The organism is Streptomyces sp. NPDC000410 (assembly GCF_040300305.1).
Lineage (GTDB): Bacteria > Actinomycetota > Actinomycetes > Streptomycetales > Streptomycetaceae > Streptomyces.
This window is the reverse complement of the sequence record NZ_JBEPDM010000001.1, coordinates 409,274-434,215: the sequence shown is the minus strand read 5'-3', so window position 1 is coordinate 434,215 and position 24,942 is coordinate 409,274. Positions and strand designations below refer to the sequence as shown.

The window sequence follows — 24,942 nt, the reverse complement described above, 5'->3', positions numbered from 1 at the left end:
TCGCCGGGGGACCTCGGACGCCCCCGGGTCCAGTGATCCCGGGGACCAGGCTGCACCCCGGGACACCGACTGCCTGCCCGGAGGACGCCATGACGCAGACCCATCCCGCACTCACCGCCACCGATCCCGAACTGGCCGCGCTCGTCGGCGCCGAGGAGCGGCTCCAGGCCGACACCCTGCGGCTCATCCCCAGCGAGAACTACGTCTCCCACGCGGTGCTCGAAGCCTCCGGCACCGTCCTGCAGAACAAGTACAGCGAGGGCTACCCCGGCCGGCGCTACTACGAGGGCCAGCAGAACATCGACCAGGTCGAGCTGCTCGCCATCGCCCGCGCGAAGGCCGTCTTCGGCGTCGAGCACGCCAATGTCCAGCCCTACTCCGGCTCCCCGGCCAACCTCGCCGTCTATCTCGCGTTCGCCGAGCCCGGCGACACGGTGATGGGCATGGCCCTGCCGATGGGCGGCCACCTCACCCACGGCTGGGGCGTCTCCGCCACCGGCAAGTGGTTCCGCGGCGTCCAGTACGGCGTGCGCAAGGACACCGGCCTGATCGACTTCGACGAGGTGCGGGAACTGGCCCTCAAGGAGCGGCCGAAGGTCATCTTCTGCGGCGGCACGGCCCTTCCCCGCACCATCGACTTCGCCGCCTTCGGAGAGATCGCCCGCGAGGCCGGCGCCGTGCTGGTCGCCGATGTCGCGCACATCGCCGGTCTGATCGCGGGCGGTGCCCACCCGTCTCCGGTCCCGCACGCCGACGTGATCTCCACGACCACCCACAAGACCCTGCGCGGCCCGCGCGGCGCCATGCTGATGTGCCGTGAGGAGCACGCCAAGGCGATCGACAAGGCAGTGTTCCCCGGCCTCCAGGGCGGCCCCCACAACCAGACCACCGCCGCCATCGCGGTCGCCCTGCACGAGGCGGCGCAGCCCTCCTTCCGTGACTACGCGCACGCGGTCGTCGCCAACGCCAAGGCCCTCGCCGACGCGTTGCTGGCCCGCGGCTTCGACCTGGTCTCGGGCGGCACCGACAACCACCTGATCCTGATGGACCTCACGCCCAAGGACGTCCCGGGCAAGGTCGCGGCGAAGGCCCTGGACCGGGCCGGGATCGTCGTCAACTACAACACCGTCCCCTACGACCCCCGCAAGCCCTTCGACCCGTCCGGTGTCCGTATCGGCACCCCTTCCCTGACCTCGCGCGGACTGTCCACCGAGCACATGACGTCCGTCGCCGACTGGATCGACCGCGGCGTCACCGCAGCCCGGACGGGGGACGAGGACGCCCTGGCAGTCATCCGCGCGGAGGTCGCCGAACTGATGGCCGCGTTCCCGGCCCCGGGCCTGCCCGCGTAGCCCTGACGGAGTGCCGGGTCGCGCCCGCGCCCCGCTTTTCGGGCAGCGCGTCGGTCTCCGGCGCGCTACAGGTCGAGCAACTGTTGGCGCGGCCCGGGGTCCGGGCCCCCGCCGCCGCGGCCGCCGAAGGGCGGGCGCGGCAGGCGGGCTGCCAAGGGGCGCACTGCCAGGGCCAGGACCGCGCCCGCGGCCAGGCCCGGTATCGCCCACCACCAGTCCGTGGAGGCACCTGCCCCGGCGGCCGCCGCCGCGGCCTGCGGCTCCGGTGACGCCGGGCGCTCCCAGGACGCCTGCGGCGGGATGCCCTCGTTGCCGAGCGCGCCGCTCTTCTTGCCCATCACCCCGAGCTTCTTCAGCAGCAGGATCAGGTCGGTCGGCTTCGTGGCCTTGTGCCACAGGCCGTCGTAGGACTCCGGCAGTTCGTCCGCCGTGTGGATCCAGACCGAGTTTCCGTCGTCGGACGGATAGACGTGGTCCAGCCGCCAGGGCGTGATGTCGTGGAGCATCCACGTCACATTGATCTGCCGGGGCCCCGTCATCTCGTCCAGCGACGGCGGCGGGTCCGTCTCCCCCGAGGACCCGGTGCCCAGCAGCGCCTCGAGCTCCCGGTACTCCGCGGCCGAGGAGTAGATGCCCGTCGCCTCGCCGCTCTCCGGGGAGACGACGAGCACACTTGTCGGGCCCCCGGCCGCCGCGCCCGGCGCGAGGAACAGAGCCGCGCCCACGGTGAGGGCGAGCAGTGTCACCAGTGCGGCAAGTCGTCGTAACAGTCGCATGCTTGCGTCCCCCTGCCCTGTCGACGCCCGGTACGGACCGTCCGCACCGCGTCCGCGTCACTTCTGGTACACCGCCCGAGCCGTCCGGGTTCCCACCGGACAGCCATGGATTTCAGCGGTTCGCAAAGACGGGTTCACGACGGGACCTCACCGTGGGACCTCTCAGCGGGGCCAATGGACCAGCGGACCAGCGGACTGGTCGGGCCGGCGGGGCCTCACGGCGTGGAGTCGGCGATCTCCCGCGCCCGGCCCGCGTCCGCCATGCCCTCCAGCCGCAGCGTCGTCCGCTCGTCCGGGGACATCCACAGCAGTGTCGGGCCCGCCGTGCGCCGCGACTCGGTCCACTGCTGTCCGCTCCCGCCGACGAGAGGGAACGTCAGCACATGCGGTGTGGCGAACCACAGCGCGCTCCGCCCGTCGGCGCCGCCCAGCTCCAGCCACTCGGGCCGGCCCGGCACGGTCTTGGAGAAGCCCGGCTCCAGCCGGGCCGGGAACTCGTCGAGCCTGAGCGTCCCCGACCGCTCGTACCAGCACAGGCTGATCACCCGAAGCCCGCCGGCCGCCTCGCTCACCGACACCGCGTCCGGCGCGCCCAGCTCGCCGGGCACCCTGGCCGCGAAGCCCGCCCGCCGCTCGGCGTCCGCCAGGCGCACCGGGGTGTGGCACCGAGGCACCTGCGCGCCCGGCGGGGACGGCGCCGAGGGGTCGTAGCGCACCTCGACGCCGCCGAAGCCGAACCAGTCCACGACGGCTGCCCGCACCGGGGGAGTGAGCGCCGCCACCACCAGCGCGCCCGAGAGCGTCACGGCCAGCGACCGCCACCGCCGCCGGGTCCACCGCAGCAGCCGCGCCCACCGCCCCCGTGACTCCGGCTCCGGCACGGGCGTCGGCAACGACTCCGCCACCATCCGCGCGAGCACGCGCTCGGCCATCGTCTCCCCGTCGACATCCGGGACGGGAAGCCGCCGCCCCAGCTCCCGCAGCTCCTCCGGCAGCCCGTGGTCACCCATGCTCGTCACCCCCTTCGGGGCCGTCCGGAAGCAGCCGCCCCAGCTTTTTCAGCGCACGGTTCAGCCGTGACTTGACCGTGCCGCGCGGCCAGCCGAGGGCCTCGGCCGTCTCCATCTCGTCCAGCTCCAGCAGATAGCGGTGGACGACGACCTGCCGCTGCTCCTCGCCCAGTTCGTCCAGGGCGGCCAGCAGCAGCCCGCGACGCTCCTCCGCCACGGCCGCGGCCGCCGGATCCGCCGAGTCCGGTATCAGCGGCTCCGCGGCACCCAGCAGCATCGCCTCACGCCCGGCGAGGGCGCGCATCCGCACCGCCGACCGCACTGTGTTCCTCGTCTCATTGGCGACGATCCGCAGCAGCCAGGGCCGGAACGAGGACCCGTCCCGGAACCGGCCGAGCGACTGGTACGCCTTGATGAAGGCGGACTGCACCACGTCCTCCGCGTCCGACCCCGCACCGCAGGCCACGGCGGCACGCAGCGCCACCTGCGTGTACGCGCGCACCAGCACCGCATACGCCTCGGGCTCCCCGGAACGTACGCGCGCGATCACCGCGGCCTCGTCGACGACGGTCAGAGTGCGGCCCCCCTCCAGGGTCCCCTCCCGCATGCTCACACCCTTGATACACCGCACACCTCCGATCGGTTCCCGTCCGTCACCGAGAGGATCAGGGAGAGGAGGAAGAGGATCAGGAAGAGGAGGGAGAGGACCAGGAAGGGACCAGGAAGGGACCAGGAAGGGACCAGGAAGGGACCAGGAAGGGACCAGGAAGAGGATCAAGGACAGGACTCGGGAGAGGATCAGGCCAATCGGCTCCCGGCCGGTGTTTCCGGCCGTGTTCCCGAGCTGTCAGCGGCACCTGAGAGAATGCTGAGTATGGCTTCAGACAGTCCTCGTGTGCTCTCCGGAATCCAGCCCACCGCAGGCTCGTTCCACCTCGGCAACTACCTCGGAGCGGTCCGCCAGTGGGTCGCGCTCCAGGAGACCCACGACGCCTTCTACATGGTCGTGGACCTGCATGCGATCACGGTCCCGCAGGACCCGGCCGCGCTGCGCGCGAACACCCGCCTCGCCGCCGCCCAGCTGCTCGCCGCGGGCCTCGACCCCGAGCGCTGCACACTGTTCGTCCAGAGCCACGTCCCCGAGCACGCCCAGCTCGGCTGGGTCATGAACTGCCTCACCGGCTTCGGCGAGGCGTCCCGCATGACCCAGTTCAAGGACAAGTCCGCCAAGCAGGGCGCCGACCGCGCGACCGTCGGCCTGTTCACGTACCCGATCCTCCAGGTCGCCGACATCCTGCTGTACCAGGCCAACCAGGTCCCGGTCGGCGAGGACCAGCGCCAGCACATCGAGCTCACCCGTGACCTCGCCGAGCGCTTCAACGGCCGCTTCGGCGAGACCTTCACGCTGCCGGCGCCGTACATCCTCAAGGAGACGGCGAAGATCTACGACCTGCAGGACCCGTCGATCAAGATGAGCAAGTCGGCGTCGACGCCCAAGGGTCTGATCAATCTCCTCGACGAGCCGAAGACGACGGCGAAGAAGGTCAAGAGCGCGGTCACCGACACCGACACGGTCATCCGCTTCGACGCGGCCGAGAAGCCGGGCATCAGCAACCTGCTCAGCATCTACTCCACCCTCACCGGTACGACTGTCGCCGATCTGGAGCGGCAGTACGAGGGCAAGGGCTACGGTGCGCTGAAGACCGACCTGGCCGAGGTCATGGTGGAATTCGTCACGCCGTTCCGGACCCGGACCCACGAGTACCTGGACGACCCGGAGACCCTCGACTCCCTCCTGGCCAAGGGCGCGGAGAAGGCGCGTACGGTCGCCGCCGAGACCCTCGCCCGGACCTACGAGCGGGTGGGCTTCCTGCCCGCCAAGCACTGAGTCCGGGCGCCGAGCGCCAGGACCGGGTCCGTACTGAGCCCAAGCTGAGTCCAAGGACCCTGGTCACAGCAGCGGTGCAGCGGTCACACTGGCGGCTGCACCGCCCCTTCACACGCACCACCGACGATGACCGAGACGACGACTGAGGAGAACGACGTGGGGACCGTAACGCTCGGCGTTTCGATCGCGGTCCCGGAGCCCTACGGCAGCCTGCTCCAGGAGCGGCGCGCGGGCTTCGGGGATCCCGCCGCGCACGGCATCCCCACGCATGTCACCCTCCTCCCGCCCACCGAGGTCGACGCCTCCGCCCTGCCTTCGGTGGAGGCGTATCTCGCGCGCGTCGCGGCCACCGGCCGGCCGTTCCCGATGCGGTTGTCCGGCACCGGGACCTTCCGGCCCCTGTCGCCCGTCGTCTTCGTCAAGGTCGTCGAGGGCGCGAGTGCCTGTACGCAGCTCCAGCAGCGGGTCCGGGACGCGTCCGGGCCGCTGGTGCGCGAGCTGCAGTTCCCGTACCACCCGCACGTGACCGTGGCGCACGGCATCGCCGAGGAGGCGATGGACCGGGCCTACGAGGAGCTGGCCGGGTACGAGGCGGAGTGGACATGCACGTCCTTCGCGCTCTACGAGCAGGGCTCGGACGGGGTCTGGCGCAAGCTCCGGACGTACGCCTTCGGCGGCGGCCAGCCGCTGTCCAACGTCCCGGCGCAGAGCACCTCGGTCGACGAAACGGCGGCCAGCACCCGCTAGCCTCGGCGTTTCCGTCGGACCTGCCGTCCCCGACGTCCCCGACGTCCCCGACGTCCCCGACGGACCTGTCGTCCCGCCGGACCTGTCGCCCCGCCCTTCCCGCCGGACCCGCTGGTACAAGATCGCGGTCGACGGGAAGAGGGAACGCATGGAGTTCCTGACCCGGCTGCCCGTCATCGGCCCGCTCGTCGAGCGGCTCATGCGAACCCATGCATGGCGCTCGTACGAGACGCTCGACCGCGCCCACTGGACCCGGCTCGCGGCCGCCATCACGTTCATCAGCTTCCTCGCGCTCTTCCCGCTGGTCACGGTCGCCGCCGCGATCGGCGCCGCGCTGCTCAGCGAGAGCCAGCTGAAGGAGATCGAGAACAAGCTCGCCGAGCAGGTGCCCGGCATCTCCGACCAGCTCAACATCGGCGCGCTGGTGGACAACGCCGGCACAGTCGGGGTGGTCGCCGGTGTGCTGTTGCTGCTCACCGGTATCGGCTGGGTCGGTTCGATGCGGGACTGTCTGCGCGCCGTATGGGGCCTCGACGAAGTGGACGAGGGCAATCCGGTCGTCCGGAAGGGGAAGGACGCGCTCATCCTGCTCGGCCTCGGGGCGGTCGGGCTGGCGTCGCTCGCCGCCTCCGCCCTCGGCTCCACCGCCGTGGGCTGGTCCGCGGACCGGCTCGGTATCGAGCACAGTGGCGCGGGCGGCGTTCTGCTCCAGACCGCCGCACTCGCCATCGCGGCCCTGGCCGACTTCCTGCTGCTCCTCTACGTACTGACCCTGCTGCCCGGCGTGCGCCCGCCACGCCGTCTGGTGCTGGTCGCGGCGCTGCTCGGAGCGGTCGGCTTCGAGCTGCTGAAGCTGCTGCTCAGCGGTTATATGAGGGGCGTCGCGGCGAAGTCGATGTACGGCGCGTTCGGCGTGCCGGTCGCGCTGCTGCTGTGGATCAACTTCACTGCGAAGCTGCTGCTGTACTGCTCCGCGTGGACGGCGACGCAGCCGGCCGACAGCGCGGACGCGTCCGGGGGAGGACACGGCGGGCGAGGACCCGTCCGGGCAGGCCCCTGCGGGGCGTGACCCGGCCGGGCATGACGAGGCAAGGCAGGACCCGTCCGGCCATGACCCGTCCGGCCATGACCCGTCCGGCCATGACCCGTCCGGCCATGACCCGTCCGGGCCGGACAGAGCCCGCGAGGACGGCCGTTAGCGGCGCGGGAGGCGGCGGACCAGATCCGGCAGCGGCCAGCGCCGGTTGACCAGGAACACCGCCCCGGCGAGCAGCACCAGCACCCCGCCCGTGATGGCGAGCGCCACACCGGCGCCGCTTGAGCCGTTGTCGCCCGCGGCGGACGCCTTCGCCGGGCGGCCGTGCCCGTTCTCCTTGCCGGCGGCCCCGGCTGACGGTTCGGAACCGCTGGAGGGGCCCGTACGCGCGGACTTCGGCGGGACCAGTTCGCCGACCGGCTTCACCTTCCCGGCCGCCTGGAATCCCCAGTCGAGCAGGCGCGCGGTCTCCTTGTAGACCGCCTGGTTCTCCTCGGAAGACGGGTTCATGACGGTGACGAGCAGCACCTTGCCGTTCCGCTCGGCCACGCCGGTGAAGGTGGAGCCCGCGTGCGTGGTGTTGCCGTTCTTGACGCCCGCGATGCCCTCGTACGTGGAGACCCCGTCCGCCCCGGTGAGCAGCCGGTTGGTGTTCTGGATCTCGTACGTCTCGCGCTTCTTGCCCGGCTTCTGCTCGCCGGGGAACTGGGCCCGTGCGGTCGAGCTGTACTCCCGGAAGTCCTTCTTCTGCAGACCGCTGCGGGCGATCAGGGTCAGGTCGTACGCGCTCGACACCTGCCCCTCCTCGTCGTAACCGTCCGGCGAGACCACGTGCGTGTCGAGGGCCTGGAGCTCCTCGGCGTGGTCCTGCATGTCCTCGACGGTCTCGTCGATGCCGTCGTTCATCTCGGACAGCACGTGCACCGCGTCGTTCCCCGAACGGAGGAACACACCCAGCCAGAGATCGTGGACGGTGTACGTGTGCCCCTCCTTGACTCCCACCAGGCTGCTGCCTTCACCCACCTTGGCGAGCTCCTCGGACGTGACCTCGTGCTCCTCGTCCTTGGGCAGCTTGGGCAGGACGGTGTCGGCGAAGAGCATCTTCAGCGTGGACGCGGGAGGCAGCCGCCAGTGCGCGTTGTGGGCGGCGAGCACCTCACCGTTCTCCGCGTCGGCCACGATCCAGGAACGGGCCGTCAGCTCCTTGGGGAGGACAGGTGCGCCGGATCCGAGATCGACCTGGGTACCCGGCTTGCCGAGCCGCGCGCCGCCGATCGTGGACATGGACGACGGCGGCTTCGGCGCCGCCTTCCTTTCCTTGTCGTCCGTCTTGTCGGCCTTGCCGAAGTGTGGGGCCGCTGTCGCGGGCGCGACGGTGAGTGCGGGCAGCAACGCGGCGGCGGCGACCGTCAATGCGGTCTTCTTCAAAGCAGACACGATCAAGAACGTACATGGCGTTGACGTGGATGCCGACGCGGATGGAGTGACCCGCCGCGAGCGCCGCCGGGACAGCCCATCCGCAGCCCCTATGCCCGGACCCCGCCGTACCGGTGGGGAGGACAACGGTGATACTGGGTCCATGAAGCTCAGCCGGCCCGTCTCCTGGTTCCTGCTCGCGTTCGGGGTGTGGAGCTGGGTCATCTGGATCACTTTCGTCAAAAACCTCTGGAACGACGCGAGTGGGCTCGCGTTCGACGACGCCGGTGACCCGACCGCGTACTTCTGGGTCCATCTGGTGCTGGCCATCACGTCCTTTCTCCTGGGGACGGCGGTGGGCGTCATCGGGTTGCGTGGTGTACGCGCATTGCGCCGTGACCGCGACTAGCCGCAACCAGCCGCAATCAAGGGAACGGTGCCGTGCTGCTTGTCCTGCCTGTGATCATCGTGGTCGTCGCCCTGTTGGCGGGCGTGCACTGGTACGTATGGCGGCGCCTGGTCCGCGATACGACCGCGCCCGGGGGTCTCGCCCGCCGTGTGGGCACGGTGGCCGCGGTCGTGCTGCCGCTGCTGTCAGTCGGAGCGCTGTCGTCCGGGCGGGTGGGGGCGCCGTTCTGGCTCCAGCAGGTGCTGGCGTGGCCGGGGTACCTGTGGCTCGCGACGCTGCTCTATCTGACGCTCGCCCTGGTGGTGGGTGAGGCGGTACGTCCCCTGCTGCGCCGCGTCCTGGCCCGCCGCGCGGGCACGGTGACGGCGGCCGGGACCGCGGATGCCCCGCTCGTCGCGGCGGCCGTCGGAGTCGGCGTCGGCGCGGGCGCCGTCGTGGTCGACGGCGGGCCCCAGGCCGAGCCCACGCCCGACCCGAAGCCCGCAGCCGGGCTCAAGCCCAACCCCGCAGCCGGGCTCAAGCCCGCGCCCGGAGCCGTACTCCAGTCCGAGCCCAAGGCCGAGCCCGCGACTGACCCCACGGCCGAAGTCGACGCCCACGTCGATACGAAGGCGGACACCGCCGCCGACACCGCCACCGACACCCAGCTCCGCACCGTCGCCGCGGCCGGCGGCGGACTGTCCCGTCGCCTGTTCGTGGCCCGTGCCGTCGGCGGGGCCGCCGCCGCCGTAGCGGCCGGGACCGTCGGCTACGGGGCCTACGGGGTGCTGCGCGGGCCCCGGGTGAAGCGGGTCACCGTGCCGCTCGCGAAGCTGGCGCGCGGGACGCACGGATACCGGATCGCGGTCGTGAGCGACATCCACATCGGCCCGATCCTCGGCCGCGCCCACACCCAGCGGATCGTCGACACCATCAACGCCACCCAGCCCGACCTGGTCGCCGTCGTCGGCGACCTCGTGGACGGAAGCGTCGCCGACCTCGGTCCCGCCGCCGAGCCGCTCGCCCAGCTGCGGGCGCGTGACGGCTCGTTCTTCGTCACCGGCAACCACGAGTACTTCTCGGGCGCGGACGCCTGGGTCGACCACGTACGCGAACTCGGCCTCACCCCCCTCCGCAACGACCGCGTCGAGATCGCCGGCTTCGACCTTGCCGGAGTCGACGACATCGCGGGCGAGAGCGAGGGCCAGGGGCCCGACTTCGTCAAGGCCCTCGGCGACCGCGACCGCGCGCGGGCCGCCGTGCTGCTGGCCCATCAGCCGGTCGTGATCCACGACGCCGTGACCCACGGGGTGGACCTCCAGCTGTCGGGGCACACCCACGGTGGCCAGCTCTGGCCCGGCAACTTTCTCGCGGACCTGGCCAATCCGACCCTCGCGGGTCTCGAACGGTACGGCGACACCCAGCTCTACGTCTCGCGCGGCGCGGGTGCGTGGGGGCCGCCGGTGCGGGTGGGCGCGCCGTCCGACATCACGATCGTCGAGCTGGCGTCCCGCCAGGCCTGACCCGTGGCGGGACCGGCGGTGACGGGACCGACGAAGACGGGGAACGCCGACGGAGCCGCTTCCGTCAGCGTCGGCCCCGTCACCGCTTCCCGTTGCGCTTCGGCTTGCCCGACGCGGCCATGCTCGCCGCCGTCGGCATGAAGTCCCTGAGCAGCTCGTGCGTCTCCTTGACCAGCGGCCGCAGCAGCCGGAACCGGGACAGGGAGATCGCGCGGGCCGTCACCGGCGCGAGCCGGTCGACCAGGCGGCGGCTGTTGGCGCAGCCCTCCGAGCGGTCGTAGACCCAGAAGAGCACCAGGCCCATCTGCTGCAGCCAGAGCAACTGGGGCAGCGGTTCCGCCAGTTCGGGGTCGACCTTGACGTTGGCCCCGGCCAGCACGCGGCGGTGGACGTCGATCGCGGCCTCGCGCGGGCCCACGGACTCGGGTGAGAAGGGGCTGAGCGGGCTGTCCGGGTCGGCGGCGTTCTTGAAGAACTGCGCCGCGAACTCGTGGTACGGCTCGGCGATGTCGAGCCAGCCGAGGAGGACCCCCCGGATCCGTGCCGTGAGGTCCTTCTCGTCGCCGTCCAGGACGTCCGCGACGGCCGCCTGGTGCTGCTCGGCGATGCGGTCGTAGAACCCCTGGACCAGGTGTTCCTTCGACGAGAAGTAGTAGTACGCGTTCCCGACGGATACGCCCGCCTCCTGGGCGATGGCCCGCATCGTGGTCTTGTCGTAACCGCGCTCCTGGAAGAGCCGGAGCGCGGTCTCGAGGATGAGGGTGCGGGTCTGTTCGCTCTTGGCGGGCTTGGCCGCGGCGGCTGCGTTCTCGTCCTTCACGTCGTTCACGAGGTCCGAGCCTAGCCGGGCGAGCCCGGGACCTCGCACCGCCCGCCCTCACAGGGCGCCGCCGTCACCTCGCGGTACTTGGCGGCGGCGAGCACGGTCATCCGGGCCAACGGCGCGCCCGCCGGGGTGCTGAGCCAGTGGGCCTTGGGCCGGTGGTCGGCCAGGGCCCAGAGGCAGACGATCCAGGCCGCCGTCGACCGGTAGATCTGGCCCTGGTCGCCGATCACCGTGATCTCGGCCAGCGTGCTCTCGTGATCGAGGTCCGGGAAGCGGCGCCGCGCCTCCTGCGACGCCGCCGGGACCAGATCGAGCGGGACGAGCTGCCGCTGCCGCAGCAGCCAGTGGCGCACATGGACGCAGAGCGAGCACTGCGCGTCGTAGAGAACGGTCAGCCGCTTCACCGGTACGCCCATGGCCGCTTACGCTCCCGTGCTTCCCGTGGCGGGTGCGGCCCAGGGGCCCGGTCCCTTGCCGGTGGTGGGTCCGGTCCAGCCCTGGGGCGGCACGGGCGGGGTCTGCTCGCGCTCCATCACACCGCGCCGGCGGATCTTGTTGAGGACGTAGACGTTGCCGAGGTGCATGACGCCGAGGACGAGCAGGACGACGCCGAGCTTGACCGAGAGCGCCTCGAAGAGGCCGCGGGCGTCGGTGACCGCGTCGTCCTGGTTGAGGTAGAGGGCGACGAAGCCGAGGTTGACGAGGTAGAAGCCGACCACCAGGAGGTGGTTGACGGCGTCGGCGAGCTTCTCGTCCCCACGCAGGACGTCGGAGAGGAAGATCCGTCCGTTCTTGCTGAGCGTGCGGGCCACCCAGATGGTGAGCGCCACGCTGATCAGCAGGTAGACGACATACGCGATAACAGTGAGGTCCATGCCTCACCCTCCCTTGAACGCGTTCAAATGCTGTTGTCATGGACTGTAGCCCTCTTCTTGAACGTGTTCAAGTCGAGTGGTAAATCGGGAGGCGGGGATGGGGCGCGCATCGCTAAGATCGGCCGGATGACACTTTCTTGGGATGAGACGGGGGACGGCCCCGCGGTGGTGCTGCTCCACTCGTCGGTCTGCGACCGGCGGATGTGGGACGCGCAGTTCCGGAGCCTGGCGGACGCCGGCCACCGGGTCGTGCGCTGTGACTTCCGGGGCTTCGGCGAGACCCCCGCCGAGGCGGTCCGGCCGTACCGTGACGCCGACGACGTGATCGAACTCCTGGACACCCTCGGGATCGAGCGGGCGGCCCTGGTGGGCGCGTCCTTCGGCGGCCGCGTCGCCGTCGAGATCGCGGCCCGCCGGCCCGAGCGGGTTTCGGCGCTGGCGTTGCTGTGCGCCGGGCTGGCGGGCTACGAACCCGGGCCCGCGCTCCGGGACTTCGACGCGCGCGAGGACGAGCTGATCGAGGCGGGCGATCTGGCCGGCGCGGTCGAACTGAACGTGAACACGTGGCTCGGCCCCGAGGCCGACGAGGCCGTACGCGAACGGGTGCGGCTCATGCAGCGCCACGCGTTCGACGTCCAGCTCGCGGCGGACGAGGCGGCCGAGGAGGCCGCCGTAGCGGCCGGGGAGACGGAACCGGAACCGGATGATCCGCATATCGACCCCGCGGCCGTCGAAGCACCCACCCTCGTCGTGACCGGCGCGCACGACGTACCCGATTTCCGGGCCATGTCGGCCCGCCTGGCGGAGCTCGTACCCGGCGCCCGCACCACCGAGCTTGCCTGGGCCGGGCACCTTCCGTCCCTGGAGCGCCCGGCCGAGATCACCGCCCTGCTGACGGACTTCCTGCGCGAATGCGTCCCGTTGACGGCTGATTCACGCTCCCGCTGACGCCACAACCGCCGTAACCTGTCCGAGGGGCGGCGTGGGACGAGGGGGCGCAGCATGGGTGTGGCGATGTTCGACGCGATCGGACTGGCGAGGAAGAACGCACGCCGGTGCGAGGAACTGACAAGGCTCCAGGAACGGCTGGAGCGGATCGCCGGCGCGGAGAACGCCGCGCAGGAGCGGGCGCGGCGGGCGGTGTACGACGAGGCGCTGGTGCCCTTCCGTGACGCCTTCGCCCGCCTGAAGCGGGTCGAGCTCGCCGAACTCCTCGGCCTCGACCCCTTCGAGACCGGCGACGCCGTCGACGTGGAGCCGCGGCGGCTGAGCGTCGACGGTGTGGCCGCCCTCGGCACGCTCGCGGGCGGGGCGCTCGTCGGGGCGGGGGCCGGGGTCGGCACGTATCTGGCGGTGGGCGCGTTCGCGACCGCGTCCACCGGGACCGCGGTGTCCTCGCTGTCCGGCGCCGCCGCCACCAGCGCGACGCTCGCCTGGCTGGGCGGCGGTTCGCTGGCCGCGGGCGGTGGCGGGGTCGCCGCGGGTACGGCGGTCCTGACCGGGATCGTCGCGGCGCCCGTACTGCTGTCCGTCGGTGTGCTCGTCGAGTGGCAGGGCCGAAAGTCGCTGCGCGAGCAGCGTGAGGCGGCGGAGGAACTGGACGGCGCGGAAGCCGAACTCGCCGTGGCGAAGGCCGGGACGATCGCCCTGTGCCGGAGCAGCAAGCGCGTGCGCCACGCGCTGCGGGACCTGCGGGGGGCGATCGTCGAACGCCTCCCCGCGTTCACCGAACTCCTCGACACCTGCGACGACTACGCCCGCTACAGCCCTGACCAGCGCGCCCGGGTGGCCACGCTCGTGGGTCTCGCCACGGCCACCGTCGCGCTCATGCGCTGCCCGGTCGCGGAGGCGGACGCGGCGCTCGCCGATGCCGCTGCGCGCCTGCGCGCGGCGGCGGCGTGACGTTGCCACGGTCCGGGGCGCCTGCGGCGGGCTTCTCTCCCGACCCCGCCCCTTCCCGAAACTGGGGGCTTCGCCCCCGGACCCTCGTACGGCCTTCGGCCGTCGGGGGTGCCTCCGGACGGGCTCCTCTGGAGCCCCCGCAGGCGAGGTCCCGGACGCAGCCCCCCACGTGGCGGAGCTGCACCCCGTGACGGGGCTGCCCGGGGCCGCCGAGCGGGCCGCGTGGTTGCTCGCCGATCCGCTGACGCGGCGGATGGCCGCCGCGACCGTGGAGACGCTGAACAGCGCGGAGAGCGTACGCAGGCTCGCACGGCGCTATGCCGCGGTGGGGAACGCACAGCGGGCCGGGCACCTGTTCGAGGTGATGCACGAACTGTCGTTCAACCAGCGGGCGATACGGCTCGGGGCGGACGTACGCAGTGTGGTCACCGAGTGGGCGGCCGGGGGATCGCACACGGCGCCCGCGGATCTCCGGCTGTTCGTCGGCGGGCGGCACGCCGGCGACGTACAGGCGAAGGTGCTCAAGCTGCCCAGGGACGCCGCGCGGGACGTGGGGCGGCCGCACTACCGGGGGATGGGGCGGCTGGTGCCCGCCGATCAGCTCACGGCCGTGGACGATCTGCTGGAGCGCAGGCTGCGCCTGACGCCGGGGAGTCTCGCGTACGCGGAGTACGAGGACGCCCGCGCGCACCTCACCGACCGGATCGCGTACCGCGACGTCCACAGTGACCCGGTCACCCGGGAGGCGGTGCTGGACGCCGCCCGCAATCCGAACGGCTGGGCGCTGAAGCAGACGCTGCGGGCGGCCGGGGCCGAGGCGCTGTCGGCCGCCGCCGTCGGGGCGGTCGTCAGCGGGCTGACGGAGGCCGCCGTGCAGGCCTCCCGGGCACGTGCCGGAGAGACGTCCGGGGCGGTCGCGGCGCTCACCGCGTCCGCATCCGCGGCGGGCCGCGCGGCGCTCAGGTCCGGTGCGCTGTCGGGCCTGAGTGCCTCGGTGCGTACCGCCGCGCAGGCCGGCCGGCTGCCGAAGGTCTTCGGTGGCGGGCAACTCGCCTTCGCGACGGCCGAGGCCGCGTACGCCGTCGCCGAGGCGGGCCTGGATCTCGCCCGGCGGCGTATCGACGCACGCGAGTTCGCGGGGCGCAGCTGCGCGGCGACGCTGACCACGGCCCTGTCGTGGGGCTGCGGTGCGCTCGGCCAGCTGATGATCCCGGTGCCGGTGCTCGGCGCACTCGTCGGCGGGCTCGCCGGTCAGGCCGTATCGGTGCTGGTCACCGAGGGGCTGCGAGGGGCTCTGGTCGCCGCCCGCGCGGACGAGGCCGTCCGGGACGAGGACCTGGAGCTGCTGGAGCTGGAACTGCTCACCTCCGCCACCTACACGGGGCTGCTGGGGGCCGATGCCACCGTGGGGCCCGAGGCGCTCGCCGAGCTGACCCGGCAGTTCGGCGGCCGGCCGCTGTTCGCCTCCCAGGAGGAGTTCGACGACTGGATGGCCGACGAGGACGCCGTGCTCAGTCTCGACCCGAACCCGCCGGGCTGAAGCGCCGCACCCCCGGCACCGCCGCCGTCGCCAGGCACGCCGCGCCGACGACGAACGCGGCCACGGTCAGGGGCACTTCCGGGCCCCACGCGGCCGCCGCCACCGGTGCGAGGGCGTAGCCGAGCGGCATCGCGCCGAGCGAGAGGAGCCAGTCGTACGAGGTGACGCGGGCGAGCGCGTGCGCCGGCATCGCCTGCTGGACGGCGGTGTCCCAGACGGGGGAGAGGAAGCCGAGTCCGGCGAGCGCGACGCCGTAGGACGCGATGGTCAGGGGGGCGGGCGCGGAGGCCGCCAGCAGGCCGAGCGGCAGTGCGTACGTGGCGAGGAACAGGTTCGCGACCAGGACCGGCCGCCTGGGCCGGGTGCGTCCGGCGAGGAGCGAGCCGAGCAGCAGGCCGACCGCGCCGGTCTGGAGCATGGCCACCCAGACGCCCTGGCCGCCGAGTTCCCGTACGGCGATGGCGGGTCCGAGGGTCATCAGGACCGCGGCCCCGCCGTTCCAGACGCAGTGGGCGACGAGGCTCGTCCAGTACCAGTCGCGGGTGCGGACCTCGCCCCAGCCCTCCCGCAGATCGGCGAGCAGGGACCGGCGCTCGACCGGCACGCGGCGGACCCGTACGGCCGCGAGCAGTGCGGCGCTCACGGCGAAGGTCACTCCGTCGAGGACGAACGCCCAGCCCGCCCCGGCGGTGTAGATCAGCAGTCCGGCCAGCGCCGGGCCGCCGAGCCGGGTGGCGCTCTGCGCCACTGCCATCGCGGCGTTGGCCCGCGCCAGTCCGGCCTCCGGCACCATGCCGGTGATCAGCGGGGACACGGTCGGCATGGCGAACGCGGACGCGGCGCCGCCGACCGCCTCGGCGGTGGCTATCACCCACAGCGTGGGCTCGCCGCCGAGGAGTTGGGCGCCGACGAGCAGTTGCGTGGCGCAGCGTACGAGATCGGTGGTGAGCGCGACCGTACGGGCGTTGAAACGGTCGCCCACCACGCCGCCCAGCGGGAGCAGCAGCAGCTTGGGGACCATCGCGCAGCCCAGCACCAGGGCGAGCGCGGACGTGGAGCCCGTGGCCGCAAGGACGGCGAGGGCGAGGGCCGCGGGGATCGCGGCGTCGCCGAGGAGGGAAAGCGCCCGTCCGGCGAAGAGGAGCTGGAAGGGGCGGGAGCGCAGGGGGTGAGGGGGAGGCATGATCGAGAAGGTATTTCGGTAACGAATAATTCGTCAACGAAATATAATCCTTCGAGAGCCCGGGCGGTCCGCGTACGATCGGCCGCATGGACGAGCCCGAGCCCCGCGACTGGACCGATGAGCATGTGGAGCGCTGGCTGCCCGTCCTGCCCGGCCTCGACCCGGACGTCGAGGGCGCGGTCACCCGCATGATGAAGCTCTCCGTCCATCTGCGCCGGGTCCGCGAGCAGTCACTCGTCGACTTCGAGCTGGAACGCCACGAGTTCGACACGCTCCACAAACTCGCCGGGCGCGGCGGCGCCGCCACCCCCTCGGAGCTCGCCGCGGACCTCGACCTCGCCCCCGCGTCCGTCACCGGCCGCCTCGACACGCTGGAGCGGCGCGGACTCGTCCGCCGTACGCCCTCCCAGGCCGACCGCCGCCGGGTCGTCGTCGAACTCACCCCGGACGGCAGGGCGACCTGGCTGGGCGCGATGGACGTGCTCGGCAACGAGGAGGGCCGGCTCCTCGGCGTTCTCGGCAAGGACGAACGCGTCCTGCTCAACTCCCTGCTGCGGCGCATCATGGTCGCGGCGGAGCACCCCCGGGACTGAGCGCCTGGCGGACGACGCCGAGCGGACGGCGCTACTTCGAAGCCACTCCCTGGAACGCCGCGTTGGCGATGGCCATGACGCGGCCCGTCTCCGGCGCGCGGTTCGTCGGGTTCATCGAATAGACGAGCACCCGGCCGAGATCACGGGTGGCGAAGACACCGCTCGTGTACCCGGCGTACGAACCGGTCTTGCCCCAGACCACCGTGCCGTTGTCCATCTGGTGGCGCATCAGCCCGCCCCAGCTGAAGGTCGCCCCGTTCGCCTTCGCCTCCGGGATCGTGAACAGGAGCTTCTGCTGCGCGGGTTCGAGGAGCCGGCCGCCCAGCAGCGCCCGTATGAAACGGGTGAGATCCGGGGCGTTGGAGATCATCCCGCCCTCCGCCCACGGCCAGGGGTCCGACTCGGTGATGTCCGTCAGCTCCTTCGCCTCGGGCGTCTTCGCCACCGCCGCACGGGTGTACGGGGTCGGCACCGACCGGTCGTCCGGGTCCGGCAGGGAGGTGTGCCGCAGTCCCAGCGGCCGCAGGATCCGGGCGTTCAGCTCCTGCGCGTACGAACGGCCCGTCACCTTCTCGATCATCATCCCGACGATGAAGTAGTTGATGCCGTTGTACTGGGACGTCTCGCCCGGCTTCGTCGGGTCGGCGCAGGAGAGCGCGGTGGCGACGACATGGGCCGGCGGGCCCTCCTCGACGCACTTCGGCTGCGGCAGACCGCTGGTGTGGCTGAGCAGCTGCCCCAGCGTGATGTCGTGCGGGTAGTCGGCGGGCAGCACGCCCGGCAGCACCTCCCGCACCGTGGAGTCCATGCGCAGACGGTCCTCACCGACCAGTTGCAGGGCGATCGCCGAGGTGAAGAGCTTGGTGGCGCTGCCGATCCTGAAGTGCGCGTCGGCCGACGGCACGGACGGGCCCGCGGTCCCGGTCCACCGCCCCTCCCGTCCGCTGACCTTGACCAGGGCGCCGGTGACGACCCGGTCGGGCAGCCCGCCGATCGCCTCGCGCAGGGCCTTGCGGTCGAGCGGCCCGGCGGCGTCGGAGGTGACGTGGGTGAGGGACGGTGCGGGGGCAGGCCGGCCGGTCGCCGCCGCCGGAACCATGCCCGCCGTCACGGCTGCGAGAGCCGCTCCGGTCGCCACGAGCAGCGGCCAACGGGCCTTCTTCTTCTGTGTGTTCGCCGTGTTCGTCATGGGGAACAGTCTTCTGCCGTGCGGCCCTCCCCTTCATCGGGGATCACCCTGGCCCGCCCCCCAGGCATCACCTAGATGCCGCTCCGGGCATCACCCAGGTCCCGGGTCCTGAGCCGGAGGACACCCCCTAGATGCTGAGCGAGCGCGCGTAGTTGATCTGCCCCATGACCCAGTGGATCGTGTCCGGTCCGGTCGCCGGGATCATCGTCGAGTGGTAGCGGCCGCCGCTGGTGACCGTGACCTGGATGAAGCCGGTCGTCACCTTCTCCTTCATCATCAGGAAGAACAGGCCCAGCAGACAGACGACCGCGAAGACGACCGCCAGCACGATGCCCACGTTGGGGATCCTCTCGTCCGTACGGGACATGTCCGTCGCCGACCACACGGCGCCCTTGAGCGGCAGCGTGCCGGCCGGGGTGATGATCGAGTCCTGGAAGACGGTGATGTCACCGATCGACAGGAGCGGCGCCCCGGGCCCGCCCATGGGTGCCAACGGTCCCTGCGGATACCCGTATCCGTAGCCGGGAACACCCGGAGGCTGGTCGGGCCCCCACTGGTAGCCGCCGCTGTCCATGTACGGGTTGGGCTCGCTCATCGATCCCTGCTCTCATCTCACATGCCAAGGGCCCGTCTCTGTACGGCGAGCGTACAGAAACGGGCCCCTGACGGAGGGTCTGACCCTTCGGGTCCGGTCAGAAGCGACGCGTGATCAGCGCGCGCTTGACCTCCTGGATCGCCTTCGTGACCTCGATGCCACGCGGGCAGGCGTCCGTGCAGTTGAACGTCGTGCGGCAGCGCCACACGCCGTCCTTGTCGTTCAGGATCTCCAGCCGCTGCTCACCGGCCTCGTCACGCGAGTCGAAGATGAAGCGGTGCGCGTTGACGATCGCCGCAGGGCCGAAGTACTGACCGTCGTTCCAGAACACCGGGCAGGACGACGTGCACGCGGCGCACAGGATGCACTTGGTGGTGTCGTCGAACCGCTCGCGGTCCTCGGCGGACTGCAGCCGCTCACGCGTCGGCTCGTTGCCCTTGGTCACCAGGAACGGCATGACGTCGCGGTACGCCTGGAAGAACGGCTCCATGTCCACGACCAGGTCCTTGAGGACCGTGAGGCCCTTGATGGCCTCGATCGTGATCGGCTTCTCCGGGTTGATGTCCTTGATCAGCGTCTTGCAGGCGAGCCTGTTCTTGCCGTTGATCCGCATCGCGTCGGAACCGCAGATACCGTGCGCGCAGGAACGCCGGAAGGTCAGCGAGCCGTCGACGTCCCACTTGATCTTGTGGAGACCGTCGAGCACACGCTCCTTCGGGTCGATCTCGATCTGGAAGTCCTCCCAGACCGAGTGCTCCGACACCTCGGGGTTGAAACGGCGGATCCGGAAGGTGACCGTGATGTACGGCGATGCGGCCTTCGCCACCGCCTCGGCCTTGTCCATTACGGGGGTAGCCATCAGTACTTACGCTCCATCGGCTGGTAGCGGGTCTGGACGACGGGCTTGTAGTCGAGACGCACGGTCTCGGAGCCGTCGGCGCCGACCTCGCGGTACGCCATGGTGTGGCGCATGAAGTTGACGTCGTCGCGGTTCGGGTAGTCCTCGCGGTAGTGGCCGCCGCGGGACTCCTTGCGGGCCAGGGCAGAGATGGCCATGACCTCGGCCAGGTCGAGCAGGTTGCCCAGCTCGATGGCCTCCAGCAGGTCCGTGTTGAAGCGCTTGCCCTTGTCCTGGATGGACACGTTCCGGTAGCGCTCGCGCAGCTCGGCGATCTTCTCGACGGCCGTCTTGATGGTCTGCTCCGTACGGAACACCATCACGTTCGCGTCCATCGTCTCCTGGAGCTCGCGGCGCAGCTCGGCGACCCGCTCGGAGCCGGTGGAGTTACGGAGACGCTCCACCTGCTCCTCCACGAGGGAGGCCGGGTTCTCGGGCAGCTCGACGTAGTCGGCCTTCGCCGAGTACTCGGCGGCGGCGATGCCCGCGCGGCGCCCGAAGACGTTGATGTCGAGGAGCGAGTTGGTGCCCAGGCGGTTGGCGCCGTGCACGGAGACGCAGGCGACCTCACCGGCGGCGTACAGACCCGGGACGACGGTGGTGTTGTCGCTGAGGACCTCACCCTCGACGTTCGTCGGGATGCCGCCCATCGCGTAGTGCGCGGTCGGCTGGATCGGGATCGGGTCCGTGTAGGGCTCGATGCCGAGGTACGTACGGGCGAACTCGGTGATGTCCGGGAGCTTGGCGTCCAGCTGCTCCGGCGGCAGGTGCGTCAGGTCCAGGTAGACGTGGTCGCCCTCGGGGCCGCAGCCGCGGCCCTCACGGATCTCCGTGTAGATGGACCGGGAGACGACGTCACGCGACGCGAGGTCCTTCATGACGGGCGCGTACTTCTCCATGAAGCGCTCGCCGTCCTTGTTGCGGAGGATGCCGCCCTCACCACGGGCGCCCTCCGTCAGCAGGATGCCCATGCGCCAGATGCCCGTCGGGTGGAACTGGAAGAACTCCATGTCCTCCAGCGGCAGACCGCGCCGGTAGCAGGCGGCCTGGCCGTCACCGGTCAGGGTGTGCGCGTTCGACGTCACCTTGAAGAACTTGCCGGTGCCGCCGGAGGCGTAGATGACGGCCTTCGCCTGGAAGACGTGGATCTCGCCGGTGGCCAGCTCGTAGGCGACCACACCGGCGGACTTCTTGACGCCGTCGACCTCGGTGATCAGCTGGTCCAGGACGTAGAACTCGTTGAAGAACTCCACGCCCTCCTTGACGCAGTTCTGGTACAGCGTCTGGAGGATCATGTGGCCGGTGCGGTCCGCGGCGTAGCAGGACCGGCGGACCGGGGCCTCGCCGTGGTTGCGGGAGTGACCGCCGAAGCGGCGCTGGTCGATCGTGCCGTCCGGGGTCCGGTTGAACGGCAGGCCCATCTTCTCCAGGTCGAGGACGGCGTCGATGGCCTCCTTCGCCAGGATCTCGGCGGCGTCCTGGTCGACCAGGTAGTCACCGCCCTTGACCGTGTCGAAGGTGTGCCACTCCCAGTTGTCCTCCTCCACGTTCGCCAGCGCGGCGGCCATGCCGCCCTGCGCGGCGCCCGTGTGGGAGCGGGTGGGGTAGAGCTTCGTCAGCACGGCGGTGCGGCTGCGCTTCGTCGACTCGATGGCGGCGCGCATGCCCGCGCCACCGGCGCCGACGATGACGGTGTCGTACTTGTGGATCTTCATGGTCGGATTACCTCAGCCCCGTGCCTAGCGGATGTTCGGGTCGAAGGTGAAGATCACCAGCGTGCCCAGAAGGATGGTGAACACCGTGGCGGTGTACAGCAGGCCCTTGAGCCACAGGCGCGTGTTCGGGCGTTCCGCGTAGTCGTTGATGACGGTACGGAGGCCATTGGCGCCGTGCAGCATCGCCAGCCACAGCATCAGCAGGTCCCAGGTCTGCCAGAACGGGGACGCCCAGCGGCCGGCCACGAAGGCGAAGCCGATCTTGGAGACGCCGCCGTCCAGCACGAGCTGGATCAGCAGGTGGCCGATGACGAGGACGACGAGGACGACACCGGACAGGCGCATGAAGAGCCACGCGGCCATCTCGAAGTTGCCGCGGGTCGACTTCGGGGTCTTCGTGGTGCGCTTGCGCGGCGCCTCGATGACGGGGGCCGGGTTGTCGGAGTCGTAGACTCCGGCACCCTCGACGGCACCGATCGCGGAAGGGGTCTCAGTGGACATGTCTGGCGTCAGCTCCCGAACAGTTCACGTGCGGCGTGGCCGAGGACCGGGTAAAGGGCGCCCGCCATCAGCACGACCCAGACGGCCATGACGGTCCAGAGCATCTGCTTCTGGTAGCGCGGGCCCTTGGACCAGAAGTCAACGGCGATGACACGAAGGCCGTTGAGCGCGTGGAAGAGGATGGCGGCCACGAGGCCGTACTCCAGCAGCGCGACGACCGGCGTCTTGTAGGTGGCGACGACGGCGTCGTAGGCCTCGGGGGAGACACGGACGAGAGCGGTGTCGAGCACGTGTACGAACAGGAAGAAGAAGATGAGGACGCCGGTGACTCGATGAGCCACCCAGGACCACATACCTTCCCGGCCGCGGTACAGCGTTCCAGCCGGCACGGAAAAACCCTCCGGGAGCGGGGATTGGAGCCGGCCGTCAGCGGTCTACCAAGGTTGACAACTCTGTCGGTCTGGCCCGGCCGGGTACGGTCCACCGGCCCTGGCCATCGTAGCGACGAGATGTCGGTTCCCTCGCGCCGGGTCAGGCAGATGTGATCGAACCGGCAATCAAACAGGCACGGACGGGCTACGAAAGCGCCCTGAGCAGGCGTTACGAGCCGGTCGAGAGGCCTGATTCGGGGTGATTCGCCACTACATGTGCCAATCGGGCGCGGGCGAGGCGCCGCAGTTGGTCGGCGGCGGTCGCCCGCTCCTCGTCCGGATCGTTGCCGAGTCGTGAGCGGATGCCCGACAGCACCTGGTCGGGCTGTTCGTCGGGCCGGAAACCGTCCAGGCAGATGACGAAGGCGTGACCGAAACGGCTCTCGTAGGCCGCGTGGGCGGCGCGCAGCGCGGTGTGCGCGGCCGGGGGTGCGGCGGGGTGCAGCCCGGAGGAGGACTCGTCGGCGAGCGCCTCGTCCAAGTCGGTGGCGGAGAGGTCGTAGCTCGCCTCGTCGGCCGCGGCGAGCAGCGCGTCCAGATCCGGGTACGGGCGGTGGGCGGCGAGCCGTCGCACCCAGCGGCGGCTGCCGCAGCAGGCGAGCAGGGCGACCTCGGCCGCACCCGCGGGCGCGGTGTTGAAACGCTCCAGGCCGGGCAGGTCCGTCAGGCGCGAAGCGCTGGCGGGAGCCGGGATCCGCAAGAGGCCGTTGTGCGATTCGCTGGGCGTGGACAGCGTGGACAGCGTGGGCTCCGGGAGAGGTGGGGCGGCTGAGCCGTCACGCTATCGATCTCCGGCGGGAGGCGTCCGACGGATACGCGAATTTCACCCGGAGGGGAGAGTTTCGACGCGAATCGTAGACGAACGGGACCGACTTCGCGCACTTCGGCCCGATTGGCCGTACTTAGCCCGTTGGGGGAGGCTAAGGGCATGCGTGGGCATTCCAGAGGCGCACGGATAGTGGGCGCGGCGGTCACGGCCGCCGCCCTCCTCACCACCCTCGTATCCTGCGGCGCTACGGTGCCCACCACTCCGGCCGACGCACAGGCACCCGAGCCCACGCCGACGCCTTCCCCCACCCGGACCTATCCGCTCTCCACGGCGCCCCGCACCATCCCCTCTGTACGCGAGCACGAACCGGCGCGCGGCCCCGGCTGGCGGCCCGGCCCCGGCAGCGCGGTCGTCGTCGCCAAGGGCAGCGAGGTGCTCGCCGACGAGGCCCGGCTGCTGTCGCAGGACCTGAAGACCGGCTTCCGGAACAGCGGCCCCGCCCGGACGGGCGACGTCGAGCTGGCCCTCGGGGCCGACGGCCGGGCCGACCCGGAGTCGTACACGCTCACCACCCGCGACAACCGCGTCCGGATCACCGGCCCGGACGAGGCCGGCGTGTTCTACGGCACCCGCACCCTGAAGCAGGCGCTGCGCTCGGGCGGCAGCGTCCCCGAGGGCGTCGTGCGCGACCGGCCCGACCGGCCGCAGCGCGGGCTCAACCTCGACATCGCGCGCAAGCACTTCACCGCCGACTGGATCGAGGCCCGGCTGCGGGAGATGGCCGACCTCAAGCTCAACCAGCTCGGCCTGCACTTCTCCGACGACCAGGGCTTCAGGATCGCCTCCGACTCGCACCCCGAGGTCGTCTCCGCGCAGCACCTCAGCAAGGCCGAGGTGCGCCGGATCATCGCCCTCGCCCAGAGCCTGCACATCACCGTCGTGCCCGAGATCGACTCGCCGGGGCACCTCGGCGCCGTCCTCAAGGCCCACCCGCAGCTCCAGCTGCTGAGCGTCCAGGGCACGCCCCGACAGGGCGCCATCGACATCTCCAAGCCCGAGTCGGCGGCGCTCGTGGACGACCTCCTGCGCGAATACGCGGGACTCTTCCCCGGCGCCTGGTTCCACATCGGCGCCGACGAGTACCAGGCGCTGACCGTCCGGGACCCGGCGGCGTCCTATCCGCAGCTGGCCCGGGCGGCCCGGCAGAAGTACGGCGCGAGCGCCGGTGTGCGGGACCTGGCCACCGGCTGGCTGAACGACCGCGCGGCGGTGGTGCGTACGGCGCAGAAGAAGGCGAAGGCCTGGAACGACGGGTTCTTCGGGGGCGGTGTGGTCACCGCGGACAAGGACGTCGAGGTCGAGTACTGGACGGGCAAGGAGATCGGCGCCCGGCCGCCGCAGGAGTATCTGGCCGAGGGCCGCCGGGTGGTCAACCTCAACGACGAGTACCTCTACTACGTGCTCGGCGAGCCGAACCAGTTCACCTACCCCACCGGCCGCCGTATCTACGAGGAGTGGACGCCGCTGGTGCTGCGCGGCACCACCGCCGTCCCGGCCCGCTACTCCGGGCAGATCCTGGGCGGCCGCCTCGCCGTCTGGGCCGATCTCTCACGGGCCCAGACCCAGGACCAGGTCGCGGCGGGCATCAGGATGCCGCTGCGGGCCGTGGCACAGAAGCTGTGGACACCGGGCGCGCCGGTGCTGGACTGGGCGGCCTTCGGCGCGCTGGCACAGAAACTGGGCTGAACCGCGTACGAAGGCCCCGGCGGGGGACGGGCCGCGGCCACTG

The 24,942-nt window shown here is 71.3% G+C and carries 26 protein-coding genes; 11 read left to right on the top strand and 15 right to left on the bottom strand.

Features of this window, described 5'->3' with window-relative positions; translation table 11 throughout:
* The first annotated feature begins 89 nt into the window (after positions 1 to 89).
* Positions 90 to 1,352 (top strand): serine hydroxymethyltransferase, encoded by a 1,263-nt coding sequence (gene glyA / locus ABT342_RS02020; RefSeq protein ID WP_351565576.1) that lies wholly within the window; start codon positions 90 to 92, stop codon positions 1,350 to 1,352.
* A 65-nt stretch (positions 1,353 to 1,417) separates the two neighbouring features.
* On the opposite strand, the gene ABT342_RS02015 is transcribed toward glyA, so the two are convergent.
* The 3 genes from ABT342_RS02015 to ABT342_RS02005 form a co-directional block, all read right to left on the bottom strand.
* Entirely contained in the window at positions 1,418 to 2,128 is a 711-nt protein-coding gene (locus ABT342_RS02015; RefSeq protein ID WP_351565572.1) for a hypothetical protein, read from the bottom strand.
* Positions 2,129 to 2,343: 215 nt separating this feature from the next.
* The gene (locus ABT342_RS02010; protein ID WP_351565569.1) at positions 2,344 to 3,138 is read right to left on the bottom strand and encodes a hypothetical protein; all 795 of its coding nucleotides are present in this window, start codon (positions 3,136 to 3,138) and stop codon (positions 2,344 to 2,346) included.
* The gene (locus ABT342_RS02005; protein ID WP_351565566.1) at positions 3,131 to 3,745 is read right to left on the bottom strand and encodes an RNA polymerase sigma factor; all 615 of its coding nucleotides are present in this window, start codon (positions 3,743 to 3,745) and stop codon (positions 3,131 to 3,133) included. The genes ABT342_RS02010 and ABT342_RS02005 overlap by 8 nt, the downstream gene beginning before the upstream one ends.
* Positions 3,746 to 4,012: 267 nt before the next feature.
* Here ABT342_RS02005 and trpS point away from each other — a divergent pair, with 267 nt between their 5' ends.
* From trpS to ABT342_RS01990, 3 genes are all read left to right on the top strand, one after another.
* Positions 4,013 to 5,026: a tryptophan--tRNA ligase gene (trpS, locus tag ABT342_RS02000; RefSeq protein ID WP_351565563.1), complete on the top strand. Its 1,014-nt coding sequence runs from the start codon at positions 4,013 to 4,015 to the stop codon at positions 5,024 to 5,026.
* A 156-nt stretch (positions 5,027 to 5,182) separates the two neighbouring features.
* Positions 5,183 to 5,773, top strand: coding sequence for a 2'-5' RNA ligase family protein (locus ABT342_RS01995; RefSeq protein WP_351565560.1), 591 nt, complete (start codon positions 5,183 to 5,185; stop codon positions 5,771 to 5,773).
* Between the two features lie 148 nt (positions 5,774 to 5,921).
* Entirely contained in the window at positions 5,922 to 6,842 is a 921-nt protein-coding gene (locus ABT342_RS01990) for a YihY/virulence factor BrkB family protein (RefSeq protein ID WP_351565558.1), read from the top strand.
* Between the two features lie 126 nt (positions 6,843 to 6,968).
* On the opposite strand, the gene ABT342_RS01985 is transcribed toward ABT342_RS01990, so the two are convergent.
* Positions 6,969 to 8,450, bottom strand: a complete 1,482-nt coding sequence (locus tag ABT342_RS01985) for a D-alanyl-D-alanine carboxypeptidase (protein WP_502965437.1) — start codon at positions 8,448 to 8,450, stop codon at positions 6,969 to 6,971.
* Here ABT342_RS01985 and ABT342_RS01980 point away from each other — a divergent pair.
* A complete protein-coding gene (locus tag ABT342_RS01980) occupies positions 8,338 to 8,634 on the top strand; it encodes an SCO4848 family membrane protein (protein WP_502965447.1) in 297 nt (98 codons plus the stop codon). The genes ABT342_RS01985 and ABT342_RS01980 overlap by 113 nt on opposite strands.
* 35 nt (positions 8,635 to 8,669) lie before the next feature.
* Entirely contained in the window at positions 8,670 to 10,136 is a 1,467-nt protein-coding gene (locus tag ABT342_RS01975) for a metallophosphoesterase (protein WP_351566297.1), read from the top strand.
* A gap of 79 nt (positions 10,137 to 10,215) precedes the next feature.
* On the opposite strand, the gene ABT342_RS01970 is transcribed toward ABT342_RS01975, so the two are convergent.
* Genes ABT342_RS01970 through ABT342_RS01960 form a run of 3 tightly spaced genes read right to left on the bottom strand, consistent with a single transcriptional unit; the run spans position 10,216 to position 11,837 of the window.
* Complete coding sequence (locus ABT342_RS01970) at positions 10,216 to 10,965, bottom strand: TetR/AcrR family transcriptional regulator (protein WP_351565552.1); 750 nt, start codon at positions 10,963 to 10,965, stop codon at positions 10,216 to 10,218.
* Positions 10,966 to 10,976: 11 nt separating this feature from the next.
* On the bottom strand, positions 10,977 to 11,378 hold the full coding sequence (locus ABT342_RS01965; RefSeq protein ID WP_351565550.1) for a thiol-disulfide oxidoreductase DCC family protein: 402 nt from the start codon (positions 11,376 to 11,378) through the stop codon (positions 10,977 to 10,979).
* A 6-nt stretch (positions 11,379 to 11,384) separates the two neighbouring features.
* Complete coding sequence (locus ABT342_RS01960; protein ID WP_351565548.1) at positions 11,385 to 11,837, bottom strand: hypothetical protein; 453 nt, start codon at positions 11,835 to 11,837, stop codon at positions 11,385 to 11,387.
* Between the two features lie 126 nt (positions 11,838 to 11,963).
* Here ABT342_RS01960 and ABT342_RS01955 point away from each other — a divergent pair, with 126 nt between their 5' ends.
* The 3 genes from ABT342_RS01955 to ABT342_RS01945 all read left to right on the top strand — a co-directional run bounded on the left by ABT342_RS01955 (position 11,964) and on the right by ABT342_RS01945 (position 15,279).
* Positions 11,964 to 12,785 carry an alpha/beta fold hydrolase gene (locus ABT342_RS01955; protein ID WP_351565546.1) on the top strand — a complete coding sequence of 274 codons (822 nt, stop codon included), beginning with the start codon at positions 11,964 to 11,966 and terminating at the stop codon, positions 12,783 to 12,785.
* 54 nt (positions 12,786 to 12,839) lie between these two features.
* The gene (locus ABT342_RS01950; protein WP_351565543.1) at positions 12,840 to 13,739 is read left to right on the top strand and encodes a hypothetical protein; all 900 of its coding nucleotides are present in this window, start codon (positions 12,840 to 12,842) and stop codon (positions 13,737 to 13,739) included.
* 169 nt (positions 13,740 to 13,908) lie between these two features.
* Entirely contained in the window at positions 13,909 to 15,279 is a 1,371-nt protein-coding gene (locus ABT342_RS01945; RefSeq protein WP_351565540.1) for a hypothetical protein, read from the top strand.
* Here ABT342_RS01945 and ABT342_RS01940 read toward each other — a convergent pair.
* Positions 15,251 to 16,462, bottom strand: coding sequence for an MFS transporter (locus ABT342_RS01940; RefSeq protein ID WP_351565537.1), 1,212 nt, complete (start codon positions 16,460 to 16,462; stop codon positions 15,251 to 15,253). The genes ABT342_RS01945 and ABT342_RS01940 overlap by 29 nt on opposite strands.
* An 86-nt stretch (positions 16,463 to 16,548) precedes the next feature.
* Between ABT342_RS01940 and ABT342_RS01935 the strand changes: the two genes are divergently transcribed.
* Entirely contained in the window at positions 16,549 to 17,055 is a 507-nt protein-coding gene (locus tag ABT342_RS01935; protein WP_351565533.1) for a MarR family winged helix-turn-helix transcriptional regulator, read from the top strand.
* Positions 17,056 to 17,086: 31 nt separating this feature from the next.
* Here the strand turns inward: ABT342_RS01935 and ABT342_RS01930 are convergent, their stop codons facing one another.
* The 7 genes from ABT342_RS01930 to ABT342_RS01900 form a co-directional block, all read right to left on the bottom strand.
* Positions 17,087 to 18,244: a serine hydrolase domain-containing protein gene (locus tag ABT342_RS01930; RefSeq protein WP_351565530.1), complete on the bottom strand. Its 1,158-nt coding sequence runs from the start codon at positions 18,242 to 18,244 to the stop codon at positions 17,087 to 17,089.
* A gap of 127 nt (positions 18,245 to 18,371) precedes the next feature.
* Positions 18,372 to 18,839, bottom strand: a complete 468-nt coding sequence (locus ABT342_RS01925; RefSeq protein ID WP_351565527.1) for a hypothetical protein — start codon at positions 18,837 to 18,839, stop codon at positions 18,372 to 18,374.
* A gap of 97 nt (positions 18,840 to 18,936) precedes the next feature.
* Positions 18,937 to 19,698 carry a succinate dehydrogenase iron-sulfur subunit gene (locus ABT342_RS01920; protein ID WP_351565524.1) on the bottom strand — a complete coding sequence of 254 codons (762 nt, stop codon included), beginning with the start codon at positions 19,696 to 19,698 and terminating at the stop codon, positions 18,937 to 18,939.
* A complete protein-coding gene (gene sdhA, locus ABT342_RS01915) occupies positions 19,698 to 21,452 on the bottom strand; it encodes a succinate dehydrogenase flavoprotein subunit (protein ID WP_351565521.1) in 1,755 nt (584 codons plus the stop codon). Before sdhA ends, ABT342_RS01920 begins: the two co-directional genes overlap by 1 nt.
* A 24-nt stretch (positions 21,453 to 21,476) precedes the next feature.
* Positions 21,477 to 21,953 carry a succinate dehydrogenase hydrophobic membrane anchor subunit gene (locus tag ABT342_RS01910; RefSeq protein WP_351565518.1) on the bottom strand — a complete coding sequence of 159 codons (477 nt, stop codon included), beginning with the start codon at positions 21,951 to 21,953 and terminating at the stop codon, positions 21,477 to 21,479.
* A gap of 8 nt (positions 21,954 to 21,961) precedes the next feature.
* A complete protein-coding gene (gene sdhC, locus ABT342_RS01905; protein WP_351565515.1) occupies positions 21,962 to 22,342 on the bottom strand; it encodes a succinate dehydrogenase, cytochrome b556 subunit in 381 nt (126 codons plus the stop codon).
* A 211-nt stretch (positions 22,343 to 22,553) separates the two neighbouring features.
* Positions 22,554 to 23,084: a 2-oxo-4-hydroxy-4-carboxy-5-ureidoimidazoline decarboxylase gene (locus tag ABT342_RS01900; protein ID WP_351565512.1), complete on the bottom strand. Its 531-nt coding sequence runs from the start codon at positions 23,082 to 23,084 to the stop codon at positions 22,554 to 22,556.
* A gap of 228 nt (positions 23,085 to 23,312) precedes the next feature.
* On the opposite strand from ABT342_RS01900, the gene ABT342_RS01895 reads away from it, so the two are divergent.
* Entirely contained in the window at positions 23,313 to 24,899 is a 1,587-nt protein-coding gene (locus ABT342_RS01895) for a beta-N-acetylhexosaminidase (protein WP_351565509.1), read from the top strand.
* Positions 24,900 to 24,942 lie beyond the last annotated feature (43 nt).